A 1,012-nucleotide genomic window follows, 5' to 3' on the forward strand; every position below is an offset into this window, starting at 1 on the left:
TACATGGAAAGACGAACCTGTAACGTCCAGAAAAGCTTTAGGTACCTTTGATGGATCTAATAAGTACACGTTTAAGGTAAATGATGATGGTTTTATTTCACTTATGGCTACAGAGAAAACTTCAGCTTGTGATAATATTTATTGTATCTCCTAAGTTTGTGACCAAACAAAATGTTTAGATAATAATGCGAATAATAAGGATTTGTTTGTATGGTCAAAACAACAAGAAGCAGAAAATCATTATTTTAATTTTCATTTTATTAAAGATGATATTGTAAAAATTAGTTCCAAAGACAATACACGGTGGCTAACAACAAATGGAGAAATTGGAAGTACGATCACTCAAACAAACAATGAACAAGAAGCAAGCTATTGGAAAATCAAGCAACTTGGTAATAATAAAGTTGCTTTGCATTATATGGGAAATAAAGAAGCAGAAATCAACGATTCAAACTTGTCATTAAATATTTGTGGTGGATATGCGAAAGAAGGGACCAAAGTCATCCTTTATCCATCTTCTTATGATAGTTATATGAATCAACAGTTTATTTTGGATTAACATTATTTTGAATATGAAAATTACTCTTGATTTATGATTATATTAACAATGGTTTCTATACTAGATTGCAACTTATTTGCATTTCTAGTATAGAAGTTGTTTTTTTAGTTCTTTAAGCTGAAGAAGATAGAGCACTATTTTTTTATTAATGACTTCAGTCAGTTTCGTGCGCAAAGCGTGCGAAACAAGAAAACCGCGCGTTTCTACGCGTGGAAGAAGTAGCTTTAGCGATAAAAAACTCTTTTCGATATAATAATGAGTGGCTACCAACCGCTCATCAGATCGAAAGGAGTTTTTTCGGCTCTTTGTCAAATCGGACTGATAAGGTCATCTATAAACATCAAAGTTAGTAAAAGTCACTAGCTTTGATGTTTTTTTATGTGTAGCTGATTAACCCGTTGATTAGAAAAATCCGCAAGCGCATATTGGTAAAACTTCGAAATCCATAAGCGA

The 1,012-nt window shown here is 32.2% G+C and carries 1 protein-coding gene; it reads left to right on the forward strand.

Annotated features, from left to right (window positions below; genetic code table 11):
* Nucleotides 1–202 precede the first annotated feature (202 nt).
* Nucleotides 203–559, forward strand: a complete 357-nt coding sequence (locus G7Y42_RS14855; protein WP_165007720.1) for a hypothetical protein — start codon at nt 203–205, stop codon at nt 557–559.
* Nucleotides 560–1,012 lie beyond the last annotated feature (453 nt).

This window comes from Enterococcus sp. ZJ1622 (assembly GCF_011038845.1).
GTDB lineage: Bacteria > Bacillota > Bacilli > Lactobacillales > Enterococcaceae > Enterococcus_B.